Annotated in this window: 17 protein-coding genes and 1 riboswitch; of the genes, 5 read left to right on the top strand and 12 right to left on the bottom strand. The window is 63.7% G+C overall.

What is annotated here, in order from left to right; genetic code table 11:
* Nucleotides 1–174: 174 nt before the first annotated feature.
* From thiD to thiS, 10 genes are read right to left on the bottom strand one after another with little or no spacing between them, the layout of a single operon-like run.
* The gene (thiD, locus tag B5F90_RS01695) at nucleotides 175–984 is read right to left on the bottom strand and encodes a bifunctional hydroxymethylpyrimidine kinase/phosphomethylpyrimidine kinase (protein ID WP_087360669.1); all 810 of its coding nucleotides are present in this window, start codon (nucleotides 982–984) and stop codon (nucleotides 175–177) included.
* 16 nt (nucleotides 985–1,000) lie between these two features.
* The gene (locus B5F90_RS01690) at nucleotides 1,001–1,651 is read right to left on the bottom strand and encodes a TenA family protein (RefSeq protein ID WP_087360667.1); all 651 of its coding nucleotides are present in this window, start codon (nucleotides 1,649–1,651) and stop codon (nucleotides 1,001–1,003) included.
* A gap of 17 nt (nucleotides 1,652–1,668) precedes the next feature.
* Nucleotides 1,669–2,370 (bottom strand): methyltransferase domain-containing protein, encoded by a 702-nt coding sequence (locus B5F90_RS01685; RefSeq protein WP_087360463.1) that lies wholly within the window; start codon nucleotides 2,368–2,370, stop codon nucleotides 1,669–1,671.
* A 34-nt stretch (nucleotides 2,371–2,404) separates the two neighbouring features.
* Nucleotides 2,405–3,103, bottom strand: coding sequence for a HesA/MoeB/ThiF family protein (locus B5F90_RS01680; RefSeq protein WP_087360460.1), 699 nt, complete (start codon nucleotides 3,101–3,103; stop codon nucleotides 2,405–2,407).
* Nucleotides 3,104–3,105: 2 nt separating this feature from the next.
* Complete coding sequence (gene thiH, locus B5F90_RS01675; RefSeq protein WP_087360457.1) at nucleotides 3,106–4,215, bottom strand: 2-iminoacetate synthase ThiH; 1,110 nt, start codon at nucleotides 4,213–4,215, stop codon at nucleotides 3,106–3,108.
* A gap of 35 nt (nucleotides 4,216–4,250) precedes the next feature.
* Nucleotides 4,251–5,945: a phosphomethylpyrimidine synthase ThiC gene (gene thiC / locus B5F90_RS01670; protein ID WP_087360454.1), complete on the bottom strand. Its 1,695-nt coding sequence runs from the start codon at nucleotides 5,943–5,945 to the stop codon at nucleotides 4,251–4,253.
* Nucleotides 5,946–5,983: 38 nt separating this feature from the next.
* Nucleotides 5,984–6,754, bottom strand: a complete 771-nt coding sequence (locus tag B5F90_RS01665; protein WP_087360451.1) for a thiazole synthase — start codon at nucleotides 6,752–6,754, stop codon at nucleotides 5,984–5,986.
* A gap of 8 nt (nucleotides 6,755–6,762) precedes the next feature.
* A complete protein-coding gene (locus tag B5F90_RS01660; RefSeq protein ID WP_087360448.1) occupies nucleotides 6,763–7,389 on the bottom strand; it encodes a thiamine phosphate synthase in 627 nt (208 codons plus the stop codon).
* A 10-nt stretch (nucleotides 7,390–7,399) separates the two neighbouring features.
* Nucleotides 7,400–7,993, bottom strand: a complete 594-nt coding sequence (locus B5F90_RS01655; protein WP_239307719.1) for a thiamine phosphate synthase — start codon at nucleotides 7,991–7,993, stop codon at nucleotides 7,400–7,402.
* Nucleotides 7,990–8,190 carry a sulfur carrier protein ThiS gene (gene thiS / locus B5F90_RS01650; RefSeq protein WP_087360445.1) on the bottom strand — a complete coding sequence of 67 codons (201 nt, stop codon included), beginning with the start codon at nucleotides 8,188–8,190 and terminating at the stop codon, nucleotides 7,990–7,992. Before thiS ends, B5F90_RS01655 begins: the two co-directional genes overlap by 4 nt.
* Before the next feature lie 44 nt (nucleotides 8,191–8,234).
* Nucleotides 8,235–8,338, bottom strand: a riboswitch (TPP riboswitch).
* Between the two features lie 295 nt (nucleotides 8,339–8,633).
* Here thiS and B5F90_RS01645 point away from each other — a divergent pair.
* The gene (locus B5F90_RS01645) at nucleotides 8,634–9,728 is read left to right on the top strand and encodes an alpha/beta hydrolase (protein WP_143256077.1); all 1,095 of its coding nucleotides are present in this window, start codon (nucleotides 8,634–8,636) and stop codon (nucleotides 9,726–9,728) included.
* Nucleotides 9,729–9,971: 243 nt separating this feature from the next.
* Here the strand turns inward: B5F90_RS01645 and B5F90_RS01640 are convergent, their stop codons facing one another.
* Both B5F90_RS01640 and B5F90_RS01635 read right to left on the bottom strand, forming a co-directional pair.
* On the bottom strand, nucleotides 9,972–10,367 hold the full coding sequence (locus tag B5F90_RS01640) for a hypothetical protein (RefSeq protein WP_087360442.1): 396 nt from the start codon (nucleotides 10,365–10,367) through the stop codon (nucleotides 9,972–9,974).
* A 143-nt stretch (nucleotides 10,368–10,510) separates the two neighbouring features.
* On the bottom strand, nucleotides 10,511–11,548 hold the full coding sequence (locus tag B5F90_RS01635; protein ID WP_087360439.1) for a LacI family DNA-binding transcriptional regulator: 1,038 nt from the start codon (nucleotides 11,546–11,548) through the stop codon (nucleotides 10,511–10,513).
* Nucleotides 11,549–11,712: 164 nt separating this feature from the next.
* Between B5F90_RS01635 and rbsK the strand changes: the two genes are divergently transcribed.
* The 4 genes from rbsK to B5F90_RS01615 are packed head-to-tail and all read left to right on the top strand — an operon-like array spanning nucleotide 11,713 to nucleotide 19,190.
* Nucleotides 11,713–12,615 carry a ribokinase gene (gene rbsK / locus B5F90_RS01630; RefSeq protein ID WP_087360436.1) on the top strand — a complete coding sequence of 301 codons (903 nt, stop codon included), beginning with the start codon at nucleotides 11,713–11,715 and terminating at the stop codon, nucleotides 12,613–12,615.
* Nucleotides 12,616–12,651: 36 nt separating this feature from the next.
* Nucleotides 12,652–15,609, top strand: a complete 2,958-nt coding sequence (locus tag B5F90_RS01625; protein ID WP_204229516.1) for a SusC/RagA family TonB-linked outer membrane protein — start codon at nucleotides 12,652–12,654, stop codon at nucleotides 15,607–15,609.
* A gap of 19 nt (nucleotides 15,610–15,628) precedes the next feature.
* Nucleotides 15,629–17,158: a RagB/SusD family nutrient uptake outer membrane protein gene (locus B5F90_RS01620; protein WP_239307718.1), complete on the top strand. Its 1,530-nt coding sequence runs from the start codon at nucleotides 15,629–15,631 to the stop codon at nucleotides 17,156–17,158.
* 49 nt (nucleotides 17,159–17,207) lie between these two features.
* Nucleotides 17,208–19,190, top strand: a complete 1,983-nt coding sequence (locus B5F90_RS01615) for an ADP-ribosylglycohydrolase family protein (protein ID WP_087360431.1) — start codon at nucleotides 17,208–17,210, stop codon at nucleotides 19,188–19,190.

Below are 19,190 nucleotides of genomic sequence, written 5' to 3'. Positions count from 1 at the left end.
GCGGCGCTCCTCGCGGCCCGCAGAGGACGCGGCGTGGAGATGTCCGCCGAGTTTGCCGAGAGTGCAGCGAGGAGCGGCAAACATTCCCGGCACACCCGAAAACGAGGCAGGGCGGCGCCTCCCCCGTATAGGGAAGCACCGCCCTGCAATCGGGTGTGAGGTTCGTCGCGGAGCCTACTCCCAGAAGCGGTAGAAGTGGTGCACGGAACCGTGGCCGTGGCCGATGCGGTAGTGCGCGCCGGCGGCAATGGCCCCGGCGATGTACTCCTTGGCTGCGGCCGCGGCGTCGTCGAGCGCATATCCGCGGGCCAGGAAGGCGGCGATGGCCGACGAGAGCGTGCAGCCCGTGCCGTGGGTGTTCACCGTCGCGACGCGCTTCGAGCGCAGCGGCACAATCCGGTCGCTCTCGGCGTCGTAGAAGATGTCGACCAGCTCCTCGTCGTCGAGGTGTCCCGCCTTGAGGAAGACCGAGACGCGGCCCCCCTGCGAGAGCTCGCGCGCGGCGTCGGGAAGCTCCTCCTGGCGGGGCAGCCTGCGGCCCAGCAGGATTTCGGCCTCGGGAATGTTGGGCGTGATGACCCGGGCGCGGGGAATGAGCTCGTCGCGCAGCATTGCGACGGCCTCGCGCTGCAGCAGCGGGTCGCCCGACGTAGCCACCATCACCGGGTCGAGCACCACGTTGCGGATGTCGTAGCCCGCGAGCGTGTCGCGCACGGCCAGAATCAGCTCCGAGGAGTGGAGCATGCCGATTTTGATGGCGTCGGCGCCGATGTCGTCGAGCACCGAGCGGATTTGCCCCACCACGAAGTCGACCGGCACGGGGTGTACGCCCGTGACGCCGACCGTGTTTTCGTCCACGACGGCGACGATGGCCGAGGTGCCGAAGCATCCGCAGGCCGAGAAGGTCTTCAGGTCGGCCTGAATGCCCGCACCGCCGCTCGGGTCGCTGCCGGCGATGGTCAGGGCGCGTTTGTAGGTTTTCATGTCGCTGTTCATAGCTTCAGATTTTCCAGTTTTCAAGCCTCCAGGCGCTCTCCCAGAAGAGCCACTCCATCCGGGTGCAGCGCACGAAGAGTTCGGTCATCCGCTGCCGCGTCGCCGCGCCGGCCTCGGCGGCCAGCTCGTCGCAGATGCGCGTGGCGCGGTCGGCAGCCTCGGCGAACGAGGGGTCGGCATAGGTCTCAATCCAGCGGCGGTAGGGGTTCTCCGCATCCCCTAACCGGGCGTAAATCTGCTCGCCGACCCGCTGGTAGACGCGGAAGCAGGGGAGCACGGCGGCCGCCTCGACCTCGACGGGAGCCATCGCCTGGCTCTCGAGCAGCGAGGTGTAGAGTAGGCAGGCGGGCGAGATTTCCCCGGGCTCGGGGTGGCTGCCCTCGAGGAACTGCTCGTGGAGCGCCCGCTCGACCTCTATCCCCTCGAGGGCGAAGTGCAGGAAGGCCTCCGTGTGCTCCTTGCGCACGAGGCGCGAGGCGATGTGGGCCAGCCGTCGTGCGTAGCCGTCCAGATAAAGGGCATCCTGGCGGATGTAGAAGCGGAAGCGCTCCGCGGAGAGCGTTCCGGCGGCGAGCTCCCCGACGAAGGGGTGCTCGAGTATCCTGCGGTAGACCGGTTCGGCGGCCTCCCAGGCTTCGTCACTCCAGCGTTTCATGGCCTTGTCCGCGGTGTTCATCGCTTGTAGGCCACGACGGCCACGTAGTCGCCCCGGTCGCACCCCTCGACGGGCTGCTCCTCGGCACGGTCCGAATAGAGCGGGTGGGTGGTGAGCGTCTGCGAGAAGTGCAGGTCGCGGAAACCGGCCTTTTCGAGCAGCTCCACCTTCTCGGCCGTCGTGCGCCAGGCGGCCACCTCGACGAACTCGATGGGGTAGGGGTTGGGCGGGTAGACCCCCTCGAGCAGCGGATGGTTCCACGTCCCGAGCGCCTTGGCCAGGTTGTACATGATGCCGTAGGAGCTCTCCTTCGGGACGTCAATCAGCACGATGCGTCCCCCCTCGGGCAGCGCGTCGTAGGCCTTGCGGACCACGCCCGCCAGATCGCCGATGTAGCTCGGCGTGCCGTTGAAGAGCAGCGTGTCGTAGCGTTCGCGGCCGAAGTCGGCCTCCTCGGCCGTTGCGACGGTTACCTCGAGGCCCCGCTTGCGGGCGATGTCGGCCATGCCGGTCGAGGGCTCGATGCCGTCGGTGATGCGGATGTCGTACTCCTCGCGGAGAATCTTCTCGAAGAGGCCGCTGCCGCAGCCCACCGAGAGGATGCGTCCCGCATCGCGGAGTGTCGAGGCAACGAGGTTGACCTCCGAGTAGAGTACGTTCCGGTTTTCGAGAAACCACGCATCGTAGGCCGATGCGTATTCGTCAAATCCTTTTCCCATGGTGTGGTGTTTTCGGTAGGTGAATTTTTTGTGTTCAGATATCGATTGTTTCGCAATGCATCGTCTTGAGGTCGAAGAGGAGCAGCCGTCCGTCGAGCGAGGGCTCCATGCCGGCGAGCAGCTTGAGCGCCTCCGTGGCCTCGATGGCCCCGATGACGGCCGGGACGCCGCCAAGCACCCCCAGCGTGCGGCGCGGTGCGCTGCACAGCGCCTCGCGGTCGGGGTAGAGCGTCGCGTAGCGGACCCCGCGGCGGTGGTTGAAGAGGCTCACCTGCCCGTCGAAGGGGCCAATCGAGCCGTAGACCCACGGCCGCCCCGCGGCGGCGCAGGCGTCGTCGATGAGGTAGCGCGTCGCGAAGTTGTCGCAGCAGTCGACCACCAGGTCGTAGGAGGCCACGAGCCGCTCGGCGTTTTCGGGCGTGAGCCCCTCGGCGATGCAGTCGAAGCGCGTCGCCGACGAGAGGGCCGCAAGCCGGCGGCGGGCCATCTCGCACTTGGGACGGCCCACCTCCTCCTCGGTATAGAGCGTCTGCCGCGGCAGGTTGCTCCACGAGACCACGTCGGGGTCGCAGAGGCCGAGGCGCCCCACGCCGGCCCCCGCAAGCGAGGGGGCCACCGTCGAGCCCAGGCCGCCCAGACCCACGAGCAGCACCGACGCCGAGGCCAGCCGATGCTGCCCCTCTTCGCCGATTTCGGGCAGCATGACCTGCCGCGCGTAGCGTTCGTCGAACATCGTCAGTCGAAGATTTTGTCCCAGTCCTTCCAGACCACTTCGTACCCTTCGCGACGGATGTCGGCCTCGACCTGCGCCGGCGTGCGCTCGTCGCTCACGACGAACTGCTCGAGCGACGTGGGGTAGACGCGGTAGCCTCCCGGGTCGGTCTTCGAGCCGGCGCTCATCGAGGTGGCGCCCAGCGTGGCGATGTGGTTGCGGAACTCGGCCCGCTCGCGCGTCGAGAAGGAGATGTCGACGTCGTGGTCGAAGATGCGGAAGGCGAAGGTCAGCTGCGCCAGTTCACGGTCGCTCATCACCACGTTGGGTTGGAAGTGCCCCTCCGACGGGCGCATGCGGGGGAAGTTGACGCTGTAGCGCGTCTTCCAGTAGTGCTTGCGCAGGTACTGCAGGTGGAGCGCCATCATCGTCACGTCGGTGCGCCACTCCTCAAGGCCGATGAGCACGCCCATGCCGATTTTGTGGACGCCGGCCTGTCCCATGCGGTCGAAGCCGTTGACGCGCCACTCGAACTTCGACTTCATGCCGGCCGGGTGGTAGATGTTGTAGTTGGCGCGGTTGTAGGTCTCCTGGAAGCAGACCACGCCGTTGAGCCCCGAGTGGGTCAGCCGCTCGTACTCCTCGGCCGCCAGCGGCATCACCTCGATGGTGAGGTTGTTGAAGTAGGGGCGGCAGATGTGGAGCGCCTGCTCGATGTAGTCGACACCCGCCGCACGGGGATTCTCGCCCGTGACCAGCAGCAGGTTCTCGAAGGGACCGAGCTCGCGGATGGCGCGGCACTCCTCCTCAATCTGCTCGGGGGTGAGAATCACGCGCGGAATGGCGTTGTGGCGGTTGAAGCCGCAGTAGATGCACGAATTGGTGCACGAGTTGGTGATGTACATCGGGATGTACATCGAGATGGTCTTGCCGAAACGCTCCTGCGTGTAGCGGCGGCTCAGACGGGCCATGGGCTCGAGGTAGGCGGCCGCAGCCGGCGAGATGAGCGCCATGAAGTCGTCGAGCGTGAGGTGCTCGCGTCCGAGGGCCGCTTCGACGTCGGCCGGACGTTTCGACTGGATGCGACGGGTGGTCTCCTCCCAGTCGTATTTGGCTAATTCTTCGGAAAACATGTATTCTTGATACTCTTTTTACGTACGTATACGGTTCAGCATTTGATGTTCGCCAGGTCGCGGCTCAGCTTCATGGCGCAGAAGTTGGGGCCGCACATGGTGCAGTATTCGCCGTCGGTGTGGCGGCCTTCGTTGAAGTACTCCAGCGCACGCTCCGGGTCGAGGCTCAGGTGGAACTGGTCGCGCCAGCGGAATTCGTAGCGCGCCTTGCTCAGCGCGTTGTCGCGAATCTGCGCCCCGGGGTGTCCCTTGGCCAGGTCGGCGGCATGGGCGGCAATCTTGTAGGTGATGACGCCCGTGCGCACATCCTCGCGGTTGGGGAGCCCGAGGTGCTCCTTCGGCGTGACGTAGCAGAGCATGGCCGTTCCCAGCCAGCCGATTTGCGCGGCGCCGATGGCCGAGGTGATGTGGTCGTAGCCCGGCGCGATGTCCGTGACGATAGGCCCCAGCGTGTAGAAGGGTGCGTTGTGGCAGTGGTCAATCTGACGCTCCATGTTCTCGCGGATTTTGTGCATGGGGACATGCCCGGGACCTTCGACGAAGGCCTGCACGTTCTTCGCGCGGGCGCGGAGCACCAGCTCGCCCATCGTGTCGAGCTCGGCGAACTGCGCGCGGTCGTTGGCGTCGGCGATGCAGCCGGGACGCAGCCCGTCGCCCAGCGATACGGCCACGTCGTACTGCGCCAGGATGTCGCAGATGTCGTCGAAGTGCTCGTAGAGGAAGCTCTCGCGGTCGTGGAGCAGGCACCACTTGCTCATGATGCTTCCGCCGCGCGAGACGATGCCGCAGAGGCGCCCGTCGGCCAGGTGGACATTCTGCCGGCGGATGCCAGCGTGGATGGTGAAGTAGTCGACGCCCTGCTCGCACTGCTCGATGAGCGTGTCGCGGTAGAGCTCCCACGACAAATCCTCGACCCGCCCCGAGACCTTCTCCAGCGTCTGGTAGATGGGGACCGTCCCTACGGGCACGGGCGAGTTGCGGATAATCCACTCGCGCGTCTCGTGGATATTGGCTCCCGTCGAGAGGTCCATCAGCGTGTCGCCGCCCCAGCGGCAGCTCCACACCGCCTTGTCGACCTCCTCCTCGATGCTCGACGTGGTGGACGAATTCCCGATGTTGGTGTTGATTTTCACCAGGAAGTTGCGTCCGATAATCATCGGTTCGCTCTCGGGGTGGTTGATGTTGGCCGGCAGGACGGCCCGTCCGGCGGCGAGCTCGTCGCGGACGAACTCGGGCGTGATGTGACTCTCGATGCCCAGCTCGCGGCAGTTCATGTTCTCGCGGATGGCGACATACTCCATCTCGGGGGTGATGATGCCTGCGCGGGCATAGGCCATCTGGGTGATGCACCGGCCGGCCCGGGCGCGGTAGGGGAGGGCGATGTGCTCGAAGCGCAGGTGGTCCAGGCTCGGGTCGTTGCGCCGCATCCGGCCGTATTCGGAACTGACAGCGGGGAGCCGCTCCACGTCGCCGCGGGCGACAATCCAGCTTTCGCGCATGCGCGGCAGCCCTTTTTTGAGGTCTACGACCACGTCGGGGTCACTGAACGGCCCGCTCGTGTCGTAGACGTAGACGGGGGCGTTGGGGGTGACCTCCTTCTTCCCATCGACGATGCGGACGGTGGGGGTGAGGTTCACCCGTTGCATGCCTACTCGGATGTCGGGGTAAAGCGTGCCCTGCATGTAGGCTTTCTCAGCATGGGCGTATGCTCTCTGCTCCTGTTCTTTCATGGCCGGATTGGGGTCATTGGTTTGTTTGTCGTTTCGTGTCAGTCGAGGAACGAGGTGAGGGGGCTGCTGGCGTCGGCATGGCGCGACTGGGCACCCAGACCTGCCTCGTAGGCTTCGCGGCCCGCCTCGACGGCGCGTGCGAAGGCGCGTGCCATGCGGACGGGGTCGCCCGCAACGGCGATGGCCGTATTGACCAGCACGGCGTCGGCTCCCAGCTCCATGGCGGCCGCCGCGTGCGACGGAGCGCCCAGACCGGCGTCGACAACCACCGGCACGTTGCTCTGCTCGATGATAATCTCGAGCAGCTCGCGCGTCACGAGCCCCTTGTTGGTTCCGATGGGGGCGGCCAGCGGCATGACGGTGGCCGCACCGGCCTCCTCGAGCCGCTTGCAGAGCACGGGGTCGGCCTGGATGTAGGGCAGCACGACGAAGCCCAGCTTGACGAGCTGCTCGGTGGCGCGCAGCGTCTCGACGGGGTCGGGCAGCAGGTATTTGGGGTCGGGGTGAATCTCCAGCTTGATGAAGTTCGTGCCGAAGGCCTCGCGGGCCAGCTGGGCGGCCAGAACGGCCTCCTCGGCGTCGCGCACGCCCGAGGTGTTGGGCAGCAGCTGGATGCCCGGACGGCGTACGTGGGCGAGCATGTCGTCCTCGGGGTTGTTCATGTCGATGCGTTTCATGGCTACGGTGACCATTTCGGTCTGCGAAGCCTCGATAGCGCTGGCCATCAGCTCGTTGGAGCTGAACTTGCCCGTGCCGACGAACAGACGCGAACGGAACGTCCGTCCGCCGATTACCAATTCGTTTTTCATATTGCGGATTAATGTTGGTTTTTGTTGATGAGTTCCAGTATGGTGCGGGTCTCCTGCGCGGGCGACCCGGCCGAGAGCAGCGCGCCCGAGAGGGCGATGCCGCCGATGCCGGTGGCGCAGAGGTCGGCGATGTCGGCCGCCGTGATGCCTCCAATAGCCACCACGGGGAGTGTGATGCCTTCGCGGCGGCAGCGGTCAAGGATTGTGCGGTAGCCCTCGAGCCCGAGGATGGGGCTCAGGTTGCTCTTGGTCCGCGTGAAGCGGAAGGGGCCCAGCCCGATGTAGTCGGCGCCGTCGGCCGCCGCGCGGGCGATGTCGTCGAAGGTGTTGGCCGTTGCGCCGATGATGCGGCCGGGGCCCAGAATGCGCCGCGCCTCGGCCACGGGCATGTCGTTTTTGCCCAGATGGACGCCGTCGGCGCCGAGCAGTCCGACCAGCGCCACGCGGTCGTCGAGGATGAAGGTGGCGCCGCAGGCCCGGCAGCAGACCGCCACGTCGCGCCCCGTGCGGAGCACCTCCTCGTCGGTGGCCCCCTTCATGCGGAGCTGCACCCAGCGGCAGCCCCCCTCGAGTACGGCCTGCGTCCCCGTGAGGTAGTCGAAGCGGTCGTTATGGTGTGTGATGAATTGCAACATATCGTTCTGTCTATGGTCTGTTGTATTGTTGAATCCGTTGCAGCGTCTCGCGCAGCCCGGCTGAGGAGACGTCGCGCCAGATGCACCCCAGCAGGGCGGCTCCGCCGAAGCCCAGGTCGCGCAGCGTCGGGAGCAGCTCGGGCCGGACGCCTCCCAGCGCCGCGACCCGCTCGCCGAGCAGACCGCGTGCGGCCGCCTCGCGCAGCACGGCGGGGGTGAAGGCCGAGCGGTAGCCCTCCTTCGAGATGCTGTCGAATATGGGGCTCAGGAAGAGGTAGTCGCTCGTGCGGTCGGCCGCCACCTCGTCGAGCGAGTGGCAGGAGCGGCTGACCAGCCCGTCGAAGCCGGCGGGCGGCTGCGGGTTGCGGCTGTTCAGGTGGACGCCCCCGACGCCGTACTCCGACGCCAGGTGGAGGTGGTCCTGCAGCGTGAGGCGTCGGTGCAGGTTGGCCGGAATGGCCTCAAGCAGCCGGCGCATCTCCTCCTCGCGCGAATGGGGCTTGCGCAGGTGGACGCGGTCGATGCCTCCGCGCAGCAGCGCGGCGATGACATCGGCCTCCCTTTCGGGAAAGGTCTCGGGCGTGATGACGTACAGATGCATCATCCTCCGCAGACGGCCCGGATGACCGTGACTTTGGCCCCCTCCTCGAGCTGCGTCGAGGCCCAGTCGCGACGCGCCACCACGCGGTTGTTCACCGCGACGGCGACCCCTTCGGCGGGGACCCCGGCCTTGGCGAGCACCTCTTCGAGCGACGCACCGGCGCCCACCTCGAAGGGCTTGTGGTTGATTTGAATCTCCATGTGAATTCCGTTTTACGCCAGAGGTGTGCCCGAGCGGACGGCGTTACGGTCTATGAACAAGTCCTTTCGGCGGTATTGCCCGCATCAAGTTCATAGGGTATAATCTCAGCCTCTCTGCGCCAGCAGCGGGGCACCCCTCTTGTGTTGTGCAGACAAAGATACGAAAATTTCCGAACGGTGTACCTCCCGGCCCGAAAAATCTTTGCGGCGTGCCGTTTTCCTGCCTCCGCAAAGGACATTTCCAACCAGCCGGCGCCTCGTCTGAACCGGTTCCGCCGGCTGACTTGATGCGGCTTCGGGCGCGGAAACCGGGAAAATGGTAACTCCAGCCGTAATCCGTCTAACATCATTCCGCGACAAAACGGCTACCTTTGTATCGGAAAAAGGGGCGGTGCCGCCGCCCCATGTTGAACCCTGCAAAAACGGACCACCCGATGAAGAAGATGAGTCTGCACGCCTGGCTGCTGCTCTCCGCCGTGAGCCTCACGCCGGCTGCGGCCCGCACCGCCTGTGAGGCGGAGAACCCCGAACCTGTAAAAACATACGATATGGAGACGTTGGAACTGCCCCAAGAATGGGACAAGACCTTTCCGCAGAGCGACAAGGTCGAACACTCGAAAATTACCTTTCACAACCGCTACGGCATCACCCTTGCGGCCGACCTCTACAAGCCCCTCGGGGCCGAAGGACGTCTGGCGGCCATCGCCGTCTGCGGCCCCTACGGCGCCGTCAAGGAGCAGGTCTCGGGCCTCTACGCCCAGTCGCTGGCCGAGCGCGGATTCCTCGCCATCGCCTTCGACCCCTCCTTCTACGGCGAGAGCGGCGGCACGCCCCGCAACCTCACCTCGCCCGAAATCAGCACCGATGACTTCAGCGCCGCCGTCGACTGCCTGCTCACGCGCGACGACGTCGACTCGCTGCGTGTCGGCATCTGCGGCATCTGCGGCTGGGGCGGCTTTGCGCTCAACGCCGCGGCCATCGACCCGCGCATCCGCGCCACGGTCACCTCGACGATGTACGACATGAGCCGCGTAAGCGCCAACGGCTACTTCGACGCGATGACCCCGGACGACCGCCAGGCGCTGCGCGTGCGGCTCAACGAGCAGCGGCTGAAGGATTACCGCTCGGGCGTGGGCGAGCGCGACGGCGGGGTAGTCGACCCCGTGCCGGAGGATGCACCGCTCTTCGTGCGCCAGTACCACGATTACTACAAGACTTCGCGCGGCTACCACCGCCGCTCGCCCAACTCCAACGACGGACTGCTGCGCACCAATGCGCTCGCCTTCGTCAACATGCCGCTGCTCACCTACATCGGCGAAATCCGCAGCGCCGTGCTGATGCTCCACGGCTCGGAGGCCCACTCGCGCTACTTCAGCGAGGATGCCTTCAAGCGGCTCAAGGGCGGCAACAAGCATCTGGTGATTATCCCCGGGGCCTGCCACGTCGACCTCTACGACAATCTGAAGGTGATTCCCTTCGACCGCATCGCCTCCTTCTACCGCGAGGCGTTCGACCTGCCGGCCGTGCAGGAGCAATAGTTAGCTGCAGCTGAAATCGAAGCGGGGCATCCATCATCGGTGGATGCCCCGCTTTTTGTTCCGTCCCGCTTTGCCGCGGGCTGCCTTGTTGTTTATCGGTTATGCCTGTCGTCTCTGCGCCCCTTCCCTCCGTTTGCTTCATGCCGAAGGGTCACTCCCGAACTGTGTTTCCACAACCGTTCCGGACCTCGTTCCGGAGCCATTTTCGTGCCGCACTGCCGCCGCCGTTCCCGGGCTGCGCATTTACAGCCGCTCCAGCACGGCCCGGAAGCGGGCGGGGAGGCAGATGTTCTCCACCTCGCGGGCCCGGGCGAAGAGCGGTGCCATCTGTTCGGGGGTGAAGCCGGCGATGCCGCATCCGATTTCCGTCACGAGGAACCTCAGCTGCGGATTGCGCCGTGCGAAGTCGATGAAAGCATCGACGTAGGGGGCGATGCGCTCCGTGCCGCCATGCATCGTGGGGATGGCGTAGCTTCGCCCCTGCAGCCCGACCCCCTGCCCCCAGCGGGCGCCGAACCGGCTGCAGGCGAGCCGTGCGGCACCGCCGCCGTGCATGCCCTCCAGGTTGCTTCCGAAGACGAAGATTTCACCGGGACGGAGCTCCTCAATCCAGTCGGGTGTCGTGCGCTTGTCGTGCATGTTGTTTGCGTTTTTTTGCCTGTGCGTATGATTGTGTTGTCGCGTTGCCTCATTATCGTGCTGCCGGCGTTCTGTCGTGCGCCCTGTTGTGGCTGCCTGACTCTCTGCTCAATCGGTTGCGCCCGCAAACGGCAGCGCGGCCGCTATGCGGTCTGTTCGGCCTTCAGAAGAATGTTGGCCACCGAATCGCAGACAATCAGTTGCGGCTGAAGCTGCATGTGGGTCCCCATGGACTGCTTTTCGTTGATGCTCTGCAGGAGCAGCTTGACGGCCAGCGTACCGATTTCATTCACCGGCTGACTCATGCGCGTGATGGGCGGGTCGATGAAGTCGAGGAAGGTGTTGTTGTCGAACGTGACGGCCGAGATGTCGTCGGGCATCACAAGCTCCGACTCCTTGATGGCCTTGATGGCCCCGAGCAGAATCGTGTTGCTCAGGGCGAAGATGGCCGTGGGGCGTGACGGCGAGTTGAGCGCCAGCTTCGTCTCGAGGTAGCCGTTCTGTATCGAGAAGCTGTCGCCGACAATCCTCGCCCGGGCGTCGAGCCCCTTGTCGCGCAGTGCGTCGATATAGCCCCGTACGCGCTCGCGCACCGGCATCGAGTAGGGGGTGCCCTGTATGCAGAGGATGTTCTCGTGGCCGTTGTTGAGCAGGTAACGCGTCGCTTCGTAGCCACCCTGGTAGTTGTCCGTGCAGACGTAGGAGAGCTCCGTCGCGTTGAAGTAGCGGTCGATGAGCACCACGGGGGCGATGTTGCGGTTGATGTTCTCGAGCCATTCGGGGTCCTGGCCGCAGGGGGTGACGATGATGCCGTCGACGTTGCGCGCCAGCAGCGATTCGATGCCGTTGCGCTCGTTGTGCTCGTCCTCCATCGTGTCGACCGTCACGGTTGTATATCCGTACGCGCGCGCGTCCCGTATGATGGTGCTCGCCAGATTGGCGAAGTAGAGGTTCTCCATGCTCGGAATGACGAGCCCTATCGTGTCGGTTTTGCTCGTGCGCAAACCTTTAGCCAGCAGGCTGGGTCTGTAGTTGCACCGTTTGGCCTCTTCCTGAATCGCCTCTACGGTCGACTTGCTGATGCGTGCAAGTTCGGCCTTTCCGTTCAATACGCGCGAAACCGTTGATACAGAGAATCCGGTGCGCTCCGAAATGGAGACAATCGTGCTTTTTTTCTTCATGGAGCATTTTAATTTCTACATCAAATGTACTATTTTTTTCAAAAAAATCCACAATAATTGCTAAAGTTCTGAATTTTTATTATACTTGCACAAACGTTTGCGTAAAATATGTGCCGCAAAAAGGCCCGAATGAGCTGCTGAAACAACACTAACCTATCATAAATATGAGTAAAATAATCGTAATAGGAAGTTCGAACACCGACCTTGCCATCAAGACCGTTTCGATTCCCGAGCCCGGCGAGACCGTTATCGGCGGGAAATTCATGATGACGGCCGGCGGCAAGGGCGCCAACCAGGCCGTTGCGGCTGCCCGACTGGGCGGCGACGTGGCCTTCGTGACCAAGGTCGGCGACGACATGTTCGGCGACGAGTCGCGCGCCCGCTACGTGAAGGAGGGGCTGCCCGAGAAGTTCCTGCTGGTGGAGAAGGGGACGCCCTCGGGCATGGCGCTCATCACCGTCGACGCCAAGGGCGAAAACTGCATCGTTGTGGCCCCGGGAGCCAACAACACCCTTTCGCCCGCCGACGTGGACGCCGTGCGCGGCGAGATTGAGGCGGCCGAATACCTGCTCATGCAGCTCGAGGTGCCGATGGAGACGGTCGAGCATGCCGCCGAGATTGCCGCCGCCAGCGGTACGAAGGTGATTCTCAACCCGGCGCCCGCCGCCAAACTCTCCGAAAAGCTGATTGCAAATCTCTACCTCGTGACCCCCAACCGCACCGAGTGCCAGCTGCTCTCGGGCCTTCGCATCGACAGCGATGAGGATGCCCGGCGCGCCGCAGCCCGGCTGATGGAGATGGGGGCGCGCAACGTCATCATCACGCTCGGCTCGCGCGGCTCGCTGGTCTGCACGGCCGACGGATGCACCCTCGTCGAGGCCTGCCGCGTCGAAGCGGTCGATACCACGGCCGCCGGCGACGTATTCAACGGAGCGCTCTGCGTGGCGCTCTCCGAGGGCCGCACGCTGGTCGAGGCGGCCCGCTTTGCAAGCCGCGCGTCGGCCATCTCCGTAACGCGCATGGGGGCGCAGTCGTCGATTCCCTACCGTGCGGAACTCGAACGCTAACACCCCACCAACGAAGAACCTAACAAACAAACTACTATGAACTGCAAACTTTACCAACGCTTGATGCTCAACATCGTCTGCGTGCTGCTTTTCTCGACGGGAGCATCGGTGGCCGTTGCCCGGGAGCAGGGGAACGGTCCCAAAACGGTCAGCGGACAGATTGTCGATGCCGGCACGAAGGCCCCTCTGGTCGGTGTGTCGGTCGTCGTCGAGGGTACGACCCGCGGTGTTGTATCGGACGAGGCGGGACACTACGCCATCGAGGCCGACGGCGAAGAGTCCGTGCTGAACTTCTCCTACCTGGGCTACGTCGCCCAGAGCATTGCGGTGGCAGGCCGCACGGAAATCAACGTTGCACTGCGTGAGGACCAGGAGTCGATTGACGAGGTGGTCGTCATCGGTTACGGCAAGACGACCAAGAAGGAGGTGACCGGTTCGGTGGCCAGCCTCAAGAGCAACGACTTCAATACGGGTTCGTTCACCAATGCCGCCGGTCTGTTCCAGGGCAAGGTGGCCGGTCTGAGCGTCGTGAACCCCAACGGCGGCGACCCCAACGCCTCGTATGAGATTCTGCTGCGCGGCGCCAACACGCTGAGCGCAGGCCAGGGCCCGCTGCTCATCATCGACGGCGTGGTGGGTGCCGACATCCGCAACATCAACTTCCAGGAGGTCGAGTCCATCGACGTGCTGAAGGACGGTTCGGCAGCCGCCATCTACGGTACGCGCGGCACGAACGGCGTCATCATCATCACGACCAAGCGTGCACGCTCGGGCGAGACGCACGTCGAGTACGACGGTCAATTCACCGTGCAAACGGTTGCGCGCCGCGCCGAGCCGCTGACGGCCAAGGAGTTCGAATGGGTGGTGAACAACTACCGACCCTCGAGCGCCGGGTCGCTCTACGGCGCCGAGACCGACTGGTTCGACGAGGTGACCCGCACCCCTATCAGCCACAAGCACAGTCTGGCCGTCTCGGGCGGTTCGGAGAAGTTCTCGCACCGCACGGTCGTCAACGTCGAGCAGAACCAGGGTCTGCAACGCAAGAACGACGCCGAGAAGTACCTCTTCAAGACCAACATCCATCAGAAGGCCTTCGAGGGGTGGCTCGACCTGGACTACAACGCCTACTTCTCGAAGCGCGTCTACTCGCCGGCCGACTACTCGGTCTTCGAGCAGGCCTTCTATCATAACCCCACCGAGCCGGTCTACGACCCCTCGAACACCACCTCGGGCGGCTACTTCCGCGTCGACAACACGATGGCCTACTACAATCCCGTGGCCATGCTCAACGAGCGCCGTCAGGACTACCGTGCCGACGACCTGGGCGGCAACGTGCGCGCAACGCTCAACATCCTGCCGGTCGAGGGTCTGAAGTGGGACAACTTCTTCTCCTACACGCAGCAGGACTTCGAGTCGCGTGACTACAAGACGCGCTACTATCCCGGCGCTCTGGGACAGGACGGCGTGGCCGACATCGCCAACGAGCTGACACGCGACATCCAGTGGGAGAGCACGCTCAACTACTCGCGCCAGTTCGGCCGCCACTCGCTGCAGGCCGTGCTGGGCTACACGTGGCAGCGCGGCTACTACGAGAGCTCCTCGATGGAGAACAAGGGCTTCGATACGGACGACTGGGGCACCGACAACATCGGCTCGGGAAGCGCCCTGCCCGACGGACAGGCGACGATGTCCTCCTACAAGGAGTCGAACACCTACATCGCCCTCTTCGGCCGCGTGATGTACAACTACGACGAGCGCTATCTGCTTTCGGTCTCGCTGCGCCGCGACGGTTCGAGCCGCTTCGGTGCCGACAACAAGTGGGGCTGGTTCCCCGCCGTAAGCCTCGGCTGGCGCATCAGCCAGGAGGAGTTCCTGCGCGACGTGGACTGGATTAACGAACTCAAGCTGCGTGCCGGCTATGGCGTGACGGGCAACCAGGACTTCTCGAACTACAAGTCGCTGCTGCTGATGAGCACCTCGGGCCGCTTCTACTACAACGGCAAGTGGATTAACACCTACGCCCCCTCGAGCAACGCCAACCCCAACCTGGGCTGGGAGAAGAAGGCCGAGTGGAACGTCGGAGTCGACTTCTCGGTGCTGGACAACCGTCTCTCGCTGACGCTCGACTACTATCAGCGCCGCACGACCGACCTGCTCTACACCTATCAGGTCCCCACGCCTCCCTACGTCTACAACGAGCTGTTCACCAACGTGGGTGAAATCAAGAACTCGGGTATCGAGATTACGCTCAGCGGCACCCCCGTCCGCACGAAGAACCTCGTATGGAACTCGACCTTCATCTTCTCGCGCAACACCAACAAGCTGGTGAAGTTCACCAACGAGGAGTTCACCGACGGCGAGTACAAGGTGGGGTGGCTCAACTCGCCCGTTGCGGCCTACTGCCAGCGTCTGGTCGAGGGTGAGTCGCTCGGTACGTTCTACGGCCCGCGCTATCTGGGCGTCGACGAGGAGGGCAACGACATCTACGCCAACTCGATTGCGGGCAACGTTCCCGAGTCGGCCTGGGAGAAAATCGGCTGTGCCTATCCCGACTTCACGCTGGCGTGGAGCAACATGTTCCGCATCCGCAAGAACCTCGACGTGAGCTTCACGCTGCGCGCCTCCATCGGCGGCGATATCCTCAATACCTACGCCCTCTACTACGACAACCTCTCGGAGTTCGGTCTGAAGAACGTCAGCTCGTCGTGGCTCGACAGCCGCTACACGGGCGGTGTGAAGTACTCGTCGAAGTACATCGAGGACGCCACGTTCCTCAAGCTGGACAACCTCTCGATTGGCTACACCTTCAACTTCAAGTCGAAGTACATCCGCAGCATGCGTCTCTCGCTCACGGGCCAGAACCTGCTCTGCATCACCGGCTATAAGGGCGTTGACCCCGAGGTGTCGCTCTCGGGCATCACCCCCGGTATCGAGAACATCAGCTACTATCCCTCGACGACGAGCTTCACGTTCGGGGTAAACCTCAATTTCTAACCTTCAACTCCAAACCGATATGAAAAACTTCATGCGAAATACGGGTCTTGCGCTCCTCTCGGCCATGATGCTGAGCAGCTGCTTCGACCTCAAGGAGGAAGTCTATTCCGAAATCCCGATGGACAACTTCGGAAAGACCGAACAGGAGCTCATCGCCACGGCCGGCCGTGCCTACACCCAGCTCCAGAACTACTGCACCGAGCAGAGTCTGTGGACGCTCTCGCTCCAGGTCGCGGACGAGTGCGCCGTGCCCATCAACTCCAACGGTTCGTGGGCCGAGGAGCGCTACGGCGAGCTGCAGCGCCAGCAGTACACCCCCTCGAACACCCTCGTGCTCAAGGGATGGAACTTCTGCTTCGACGGCATCGCCTCGTGCAACGAGATTCTCTACGAACTGGGCCTCTCGACCGCCGAGTTCGAGGCCAAGGAGAAAATCACGGCCGAGGTCGAGGTGCTGCGCGCCTTCTTCTACTTCATGGCCATCGACGGCTGGGGCAACGTTCCCTATTCGATTGACTACACCGACACGTCGTACCCCGAGCAGAAGGACCGCAAGTTCCTCTTCTCGTTCATCGAAAAGAGCATCAAGGACAACCTGCCGCTGCTCGATGCCGAGCCATCAACGTCGACCTACGGCCGCGTGACGCAGGATGTAGCCTACACGCTGCTGGCCAAGCTCTACCTCAATGCCGAGGAGTGGCTCGGCACGCCGATGTGGGCCGAGGCCGAGGCGGCATGCTACAACGTGATTTCGAAGGGTCATTACTCGATTGCCGACGACTACGCGTCGAACTTCTCGGCCAACAACGAGGGTTCGGTCGAGAACATCTTCGTCATCCCCTACAGCACGACCTACACCGAGTCAGACCACAACTCCTTCATCATCTACATCATGGCGCTCGACAGCTGGGCCACCGAGAAGTTCAACATTCCGGCCAGCGCCTGGGACGGTTTCGTCTGCCAGCCCGACTTCTTCCAGAAGTACGATGCGGCCGACAAGCGTCGTGACGCCACGTGGCTCTACAAGGGCAACCAGACCAACGGTGGGGGATACGACGTGACGGACGCCCCCTACAACCCCGTCTTCGACGAGTCGCTCTACTCGACGCGCCGCGCCCTCTACGACGGCGCCCGCATCTGGAAGTGGCACTACCAGACCGACGGCCAGCTCATCAGCGACCAGACGAGCATGGACAACGACTTCGTGCTGTTCCGCTACGCCGACGTGGTGCTGATGTACGCCGAGGCGCTCGTACGCCAGAATCGCGCTGCGGAGGCCGTCCAGCTGGCCGACCTGCAGAAAATCCGCACGCGTGCCGGACTGCCCGTATACTCGGCTGCCGACCTGACGCTCGACGAGCTGCTCGACGAGCGCGGACGCGAGCTTGCATGGGAGGGATGGCGCCGTCAGGACCTCATCCGCTTCGGCAAGTACAACGACGCCTGGTGGGCAAAACCCACGGCAAGTCCCGCAACCAAGCGGCTCTTCCCGATTCCGACGACCGTCCTTGCGGCCAACCCCCGTCTGAGCCAGAATCCCGGCTATTGATGAGCGGCCGCAGCACAATGAACCGATTAAACCCAACCGATAACAGAAAATGAAGAAAAAGATTGTAGTGACGTTGCTTGCCTGCATGGCACTGTGTACGGCGGCGGCGCAGCAGAAGCGCATTGCGCTCGACGAACTGCGCGACAAGATTGCCGGTGCATGGCTCGGCCAGATGGTGGGCAACATGTATGGCCTGCCCTTCGAGAACAAGTTCATCGAGAAGGAGGGTAACGAGGCCGACTTCCCCTATGGATACTCCAAGAGTCTGGCGAAGATGGAGCAGTACGACGGCGCCTTCTCGGACGACGATACCGACGTCGAGTACCTCTATCTGATGCTCATGGAGAAGTACGGCACCGAACCGACCTACGCCCAGATGCGCGAAGGGTGGATGTACCACATCCGCGACCGCGTGTGGCTGGCCAACCGTGCCGCGCTGGGGCTGATGCACTACGGATATACGCCCCCCTTCACGGGCAGCATGGAGTCGAATCCCCACTGGTATCAGATTGACCCCCAGCTCATCAACGAAATCTGGAGCTACACCGCCCCCGGCATGGTCCGCTATGCGGCCGGCAAGTCGGCCTGGGCGGCCCGCATCACCAGCGACGGCTGGGCCATCTCGCCGACGATTCACTACGGTGCGATGTATGCCGAGGCCTTCTTCGAGAGCAACATCGAGAAGCTGGTGCTCGACGCGCTGAAGTACCTCCCGGCCGACGACCGCTATGCAGCCACCGTGCGCCACATGTACGAGCTCTACAAGAAGTATCCCAACGACTGGCAGAAGGCACGCGCCGAGATGGCCGAGGCCTACTACGAGCAGGAGCCCGAGATGACGCGGACCATCTGGAACGCCAATCTCAACGGCGCGTGCGGCATCCTGACGCTGCTCTATGGCAAGGGTGACCTGCAGCGCACGATGGACCTGGGCTGCGCCATGGGCTTCGACGCCGACAACCAGACGGCGACCGTGGGCGGCATCCTGGGTGTCATCAACGGCGGCGCCTCGCTGCCCGACCAGCTGCTGATGCCCTTCGAGGGGTGGACCAAGCCCTTCAACGACCGCTACATCAACATCACGCGCTACGACATGCCCGACGCATCGATTGACGACATGATTGACCGCACGGTGGATATGGCCGTCAAGCTCGTCTGCGAGAAGGGCGGCCGCGTGGTGGAGCGCGGCGGCAAGAGGTATCTGGTCATCAACCCGAAGGCCGAGTTCAAGGCTCCGCTCGAATTCTGCGTCGGCCCGATGCCCCGCATGGAGGTGGGCTGCCCGGTGGACTACAGCTTCAGCTGCGCCGCCAACCGCGACTACACCTGGACGCTCACCGAGGGTGCGCTGCCCGAGGGCGTCGCATTCGACAACGGCCGCATCACGGGTACGCCGCAGCGTGCGGGCCGCTATCCCGTCACCCTCACGCTGAGCGACGGAAAGAAGACGCTGACCAAGCACTTCGAGCTGCTCGTGCGCACGAAGAACATCGCCCCCGAGGCCGACAGCATCCTCACGAACATCCGCACGATGAACGAGGAGGCGCTCTACAAGTGCTGGATTACCTTCGGCAAGCCGATGTACGCCCACAGCGTCGATGTCATCCGCGACGGACGGCTCAACGGCGAGGGTTCGGTCTTCTATTCGCTGGCCGCACATGCCGACCTGCCGAAAATCGACTGGTTCGGCTACGAGTGGAAGGAGCCGCGCACGATTGACATGCTGGCCTTCCATACGGGCTGCCTCGAGGAGTTCGGCGGCTGGTTCTCGTCGGTTGCCATCCAGTACCGCGGCGAGGACGGACGCTGGTACGACGTGGGCAAGTTCCGCTCGACGCCCGAGCTGCCCGAGAGCGACGATGTCTTCATCCAGCCCCACTTCGTCGAGTACCTCTTCGAGTTCGAGCCGGTGAAGACCACCGCCATCCGCATGCTGCTCGACTGCAAGGTGCAGGAGCACTGGAACAAGCCCACGAAGGGTTGCTCGAGCTTCATCTCCATCACCGAACTGAGTGTTTACGAAAAGCAATAG

It is taken from the genome of Alistipes sp. An31A, from assembly GCF_002159425.1.
Taxonomy (GTDB): Bacteria; Bacteroidota; Bacteroidia; order Bacteroidales; family Rikenellaceae; genus Alistipes; species Alistipes excrementigallinarum.
Note: the sequence above shows the minus strand (reverse complement) of the source record. Positions and strands in the feature narration are given on the sequence as shown.